5 protein-coding genes are annotated in these 5,408 nt (G+C 62.9%); 1 reads left to right on the forward strand and 4 read right to left on the reverse strand.

Annotated features, from left to right (window positions below; translation table 11 throughout):
* On the forward strand, window positions 1-1,046 hold a 1,046-nt coding region (locus tag WAW39_RS06490), incomplete at its 5' end, for an OmpA family protein (RefSeq protein ID WP_422316978.1).
* 532 nt (window positions 1,047-1,578) lie between these two features.
* Here the strand turns inward: WAW39_RS06490 and WAW39_RS06495 are convergent.
* The 4 genes from WAW39_RS06495 to WAW39_RS06510 form a co-directional block, all read right to left on the reverse strand.
* Window positions 1,579-2,313, reverse strand: a complete 735-nt coding sequence (locus WAW39_RS06495) for a hypothetical protein (RefSeq protein ID WP_422316980.1) — start codon at window positions 2,311-2,313, stop codon at window positions 1,579-1,581.
* A 62-nt stretch (window positions 2,314-2,375) separates the two neighbouring features.
* Window positions 2,376-3,125 carry a hypothetical protein gene (locus WAW39_RS06500; RefSeq protein ID WP_422316982.1) on the reverse strand — a complete coding sequence of 250 codons (750 nt, stop codon included), beginning with the start codon at window positions 3,123-3,125 and terminating at the stop codon, window positions 2,376-2,378.
* A 39-nt stretch (window positions 3,126-3,164) separates the two neighbouring features.
* Entirely contained in the window at window positions 3,165-4,454 is a 1,290-nt protein-coding gene (locus tag WAW39_RS06505; protein ID WP_422316984.1) for a nucleotide disphospho-sugar-binding domain-containing protein, read from the reverse strand.
* 36 nt (window positions 4,455-4,490) lie between these two features.
* Complete coding sequence (locus tag WAW39_RS06510; RefSeq protein ID WP_422316986.1) at window positions 4,491-5,096, reverse strand: TetR/AcrR family transcriptional regulator; 606 nt, start codon at window positions 5,094-5,096, stop codon at window positions 4,491-4,493.
* Window positions 5,097-5,408: the final 312 nt, after the last annotated feature.

Consider the following 5,408-nt stretch of genomic DNA (forward strand, 5'->3'; position numbering starts at 1 on the left):
CGACTCCTGAAGCCCCTGGCGAAACCAAACCCGCCGTGCGGCCCGAGGCACGCGAGCGCCCTGAGCGCCCCGCCGCCCAGAAGCCCCCATCACAGGAGACGGCCAAAGTGCTGGAAGATGAGCCCAAGCGTGACCGTCAGGCGGATGCCGCACAGGCACGGAAAATTGACAACAAGGAAGATGCCAAGCGCCTCCTCCTGAACATCCTCGGTGCCGGAGCCGCCGCCGTTGGAGTGAATTCCAATGATCGTCGTGACCCTGACTCAAGGCGTCGCCCAGGCGGCCCCATGCCAGGCTACGGCTACCGTCCTTCCGTCGAGGAAGTGGGCAGAACCCAGCAGGACCGCGAACGCACCGTTTCCAGCATCGTCGAACGATTCCAAGGCCGCGCCCCGCAGGCTGCGCCCTCCGGCAGCCTCCATCGCGACCAAAGAATCTTCCAGACCACGGAGACTCAGCGGCACACCCGCTTTTACGAAGGGAACCGCCGGGTGATCCGCTACTCCTCCATGCAGGAGATCCCACCGGTCATCGTCGCCTCCCAGCAGCTCCAGCGCGTGCAAGTCCTGCCCCAGGCGCGAAGCCCCTACAGCCTCAGGCCCCAGGCGCCGCAGCAGGGGTATTACCAGAACGCCATCCCCCCTTCCTACACCACCGGGGATGCGTATGCCGTCTCCTACAGCGTCGATCCTAAATCTGCCATCAGCACGGATGCCATCCTCTTCCGCCAGGGCTCCACGGACTTTGCCGACGCCTATTCCTACGACCTCGTCATCGACATGGCCAACGCCATGAAGGCACCGGCCCTCGCCAACGACACCTTCGTCATCGAAGGCCATGCCTCGGCTGAAGGCGATTATGGGCAGAATCTCCAGCTCTCCCAGGAACGTGCGGAGCGCATCTCCCGGGAGCTCGTGCGTCATGGCGTGAGCGCCGAGCGTCTCATGCCCGTGGGCTATGGTGAAGCCGAAGCCGCCAGTCCGGCCGATGCCGCCGAGGCTGACCGCAGTCTGGACCGCCGGGTCGTGGTCTTCCGCATGCGCTGAAACATCCTTCCATTCGGGCATCGGGTGTCCGAATGGAATGCCTGGCATCTGTTTTCTCCAGAGCAGCGCATGCCACAAGCTGGTAGGGAACCGCTGCGCCGGGTCCGAAGTTTCGGGTCTGCAGCGTCGCGTGCGCTCAAAAAGGTGCGCCGTCCTTGCATCGTGGAAAGGCAGAGCCTGCTCCCCCGTGGGATGGGTGTGGCGACAGCCCGCCCGTCTTTCAGCGTGCCGCAAGCACTGGGGCCTGCGAACGTCCTCGCAGTCGGGCGGTTTGGCGAAGAGGGCGGCGAGGCATGGGAGGCCCCTGGACGTCAAACACACCCAATCTACGGCCGGAGCGCCGCGCCCCTCGGGAGCGAAACCACGCGTCAGAAGGTAATGTTGTTCATCACACGCCGCGCCGAGGGTTTGGAACTTCAAAAATCAAAAATCGAATGCTCGACAATCGTCAATCCTCCGGCTCCAGGGCGTCCTGGCCGTGCGTGATTGACGATTGATGAACAAGGATTGCTGATTTTTGAAGGGTGTCCCCCTACTTCACCGCCTCCGCGCTCCAGATCTTGAGATCATCCAAGAAGCCGTCTTTGCCCATGCAGCCAAACTCCACCTTGGACTTCGTCGCGTGCGCGATGCCGGGGGACTGGAGGAAGGCCACGGGCTTGCCGTCGATGGAGGCGCGCATTGTATCGCCCACGGTTTCGAGCATAAACGTGTGCCACGTCTCCGCATCGAGGCTGAGGGGGAAGCTGACGTTTTTGCGGCCTTTCGGCGTCGGCGGCTCGCCGGTGGCCCCTTCGGGCCGGGCCACGGCCAGGCCCTTCTGATCCACGAGGATGATCTTGTCCGCAGCGATGCGCGCCATGCAGAGGTGCCCGTAGTGCGAGCCGTTGAACTTCCGGTCGTCAAACTCCGCCGTCACGGACTGCGCCCCGCCGAGCCGGAAGCGGAACTCGATCACGCTGTCCTGCGTCGGGATGTCGTTGCCGATCACCGCCTGATGTCCCTTCACCGGCGGCTTGCCATCCTTGGCCGGTGCATCAAAGCGCATCTGCGTGCCCTTCAGCGCCCCGTTCTCCACAGAAAACGTCGGCACCACGATGGCCCAGCCCTTGTCCTTGCCCAGCTCCGCGCGCGCGAAGTCATCGGCAAAGAGCAGCTCCTTCTTCTTCGCCGTCGGCTCGGCGGGAATGGAAGGCAGCTTCGGCGCATCAGCGGCAAAGGTGGAGGCGGTGATGAGCAGGAGGGGCGCGAGAAAGCGAAATTTCATGGGGGGATGAAACGCCGCTCTCTCGATGGTTTGTCAGAATGTTGCCCCCTGATCCCGTTCCTTTACTGCATGAGGATCGTGGCGAACTGAACCCAGGCATCTGTCTTCGCGATGAGTGCTGAAGCCACGCAAATGACGGCGTGAGCTCCAAAGGCACCGGCAAACCAGCGGTCAATGCGGCTTTCCAGCATGCATTTGATGCCGAACATGACCGCTCCCAGCAGCAGTGTGGTGAGGAATGCGCTGAAGCATTCTTCCATCCACGTCCCCGCGTACCAGCCGTTGAGTGCGGGCATGCGGCCCAATGCTGCGGAAACAATGGACAGGGACGCCATGAACATCATCGGACGATGCACTTCGGGACGTCGACGATACCAGATGCCGACCAGCACGAACGCGCCAAACGCGACGATGCTGCTCAAAGGCACGGTCAGAAACTCCTTGGGCGTGAGGCCAAACACCTTCAGGTCGGGTGGATTCACCCGCGCGGCATTCACGGCGACGAGACAGCCGGTGACGACGATGGCAGCGGCCAGGGCGGTGCCGAACAGACCGAGCGTCATGTGGACGCGCTTGCGACCGGAGGCAACGAGCAGCGGCTGCACCACGGACAGCAGCATCCAGGCGGTCATCAGCACGCCATGCACGATGACGAGCGTGCGGATGGGCGGCGTCAACGGACGCCCGGGGAATGCCTCCATGTTCAGGTAAAACAGACGGAAGCCGACAACGGTCAGCACCAGCAGGGCGAGGGAAGCCGCCGAGTAAAACAGACGGCTATGATGGGGTTTGGTGAATGACAAGGTATTCATGGAAAGGGAAGGTGATGAGACAAGGGATGCATGGGACAGTTAACAAGCGCAGCAGGCAGGCTGCTCTGCCAGAGACTCTATCTCTGCGATCGCGTTGAAGCTTTCCGCTTCCACAGCAATGGCTGTGCCCAGACGACGGGCGGCTTCGGTGAATGCGGGCTCGGTGATCAGGCGGCTCAAGGCGCTGCGGATTTCCTCGCTGCTGCTGCTGGCGGTCATTCGCAGTCCCGCGCCGTGCTCCACGACGCGCACGGCATTTTCATCCTGATCGCGACCGTGCGGAATGACCAGCATGGGGCGATGATGGCTCAGGGCTCGCATCACCGTGCCGTGACCGCCGTGGGTGACGACCACCGTCGCCTGCTGCATGACGGCATTGTGGGGCGCACTCGCTACGACCACGGTGTTTTCCGCCGGACGCACGGACTCGGGTGCCACCTGCCCGAGCGTCACCAGCACGCGCACCGGAAGCTCCGCCGCGGCATCGATCACTTTTTGCAGCACGCTTTCGTGGGCCTGATAGGTCGTGCTGAAGCATGCAGCGATGAGGGGACGGGGATCGTTCTCCGGCCATGGCGAGCGCCATGGCTTGGCCCAGGCGGGCTCATCGAGCTGCGGGCCGATGTAGCGAATCTGTTGCGGCAGTTCCTCCACGGGAAAATCGAACGACCGGCTCGAAGCAATGAGATAGCGCGTCGCGACTTCCAACTGCTCCAGCACGGTTTCAATCGGCCTGAGTCCCAGCGCGACACGGGTGTCATTCAGAGCGTCGAGGTGGGCATCCAGCATCGCGAGCGTGCCCTGGCGAATCTGTGCGTGCAGGGCTTCTTCTTCAGCCGTGCGTGGTGGCGGCAGTCCAGGCCCGAAGGTCGGCATTCCTTCCAAGGGATACAGGCACAGATTGGCGGAGAGGATGGCCACCGGCTGGCCTCGGCTCTCGCACGCGGCGAGAACGCCAGGCAGCATGTCGCTGGTCACCACCAGATCAGCCGGTTCGCGATCCAGCACGGCGGCGAGGTCACGGGCGTAATCGAGCGACGGGCCAAACAGGATCTTGCTCAACGCGAGGCCGATGCCCTCCTGAGGACTGGCGGCTTCCCAGTCGCGCAGCGGACAGCTCGCCGGTGTCTTGTCAGCCCGGTTCGGCGCGGTCTGCCACGCGTGAAAGGCGATCCCTGCAGCCGCAGCGTCTTCGCGGCTGGCCTCGTCGCTCATCAATCGGACGCGGTGACCCCGTTTGTGCAGTTTGCGGGCGACGGTGATGACGGGCGGCAGATTCCCGCCGCCCTCCCAGGTGGTGAACAGGATGTTTTTGGGTTCGGTGCTCATGCGATGGATGGTGTTGCAGGTTTGAATGGACGGGGCTTACCGCGGCTCCAGGGCGGCGAGAATCATTTGCCGGACGATCTGCTGGTAGGCGGGGATGGAGCGCCCCATGTCGAGGCGTACCAGCTTCCAGACGTAGATGTCCGCAGCGACGACGAGAGCATCGAGCGTGGCCTCGCGGCGTGCGGGCGTCAGGGGCTTCAGTCGTTCGGCAAAAGTCTCTTTCAGCCAGTCGCGGTGTCCCTGCCGACCCACATCCAGCGTGGGCTTGAGGACCGGATGCATCTGCTCCTGATCCAGCAGCCGCAGGACCAGCGGGCCCACGTCTTCATAGTCCCGCGTCAGGGCATCAATGGCGCCGTTCAAATCGCCGGGGATCACCACGCGGCGCACGGCGACCGACTCGCCCATGTGTTTGTGAGCCACTTCCAAAAGGCCCATCTTGCTGCCAAACTTGCGCACCACGGTCTGCACGGTCACCCCGGCATCGGCCGCAATGTCATCGAGCTTGATCTTGTCGAACCACTCCGTTTCGGCGCGCTTGAGGAAGGCCTCGATGATCCGCCGCGTGCTGGCCTCCGCCGCTTCGGCACGGGCCGTCTGCTGGTAGTCACGAGGAGCTTTTGCGGCGGTTTTCTTTTTCATGTTAATGTGAGTAACATGAAATAAAACGGCGTCAAATATTTATTTTAGTGCGACTAACATGAAAATTGGCGCTCGTGTTTCGGCTCCCATCAGGCTGGGGGAGAGGCGTCGCCATGGCCGTGACTTCGGAGCCAGGGAAGGCTTGCCGCCTGCTTGTCAGCGCATGGCCGAAAAGGACGGTCCGGCCGTTGCCGGGCTCCGTTGCGCGCGACCAGCGCAGATGAAGAGCCAGGGTCACAGGGTCAAACCGGGGTCAAAACGGATTTTGACCCTTAGGGTCACAGGTTCACAGGGTCACGACCTATATATAGG

The sequence above is a fragment of the Prosthecobacter sp. genome (genome assembly GCF_049294395.1).
Lineage (GTDB): Bacteria > Verrucomicrobiota > Verrucomicrobiia > Verrucomicrobiales > Verrucomicrobiaceae > Prosthecobacter.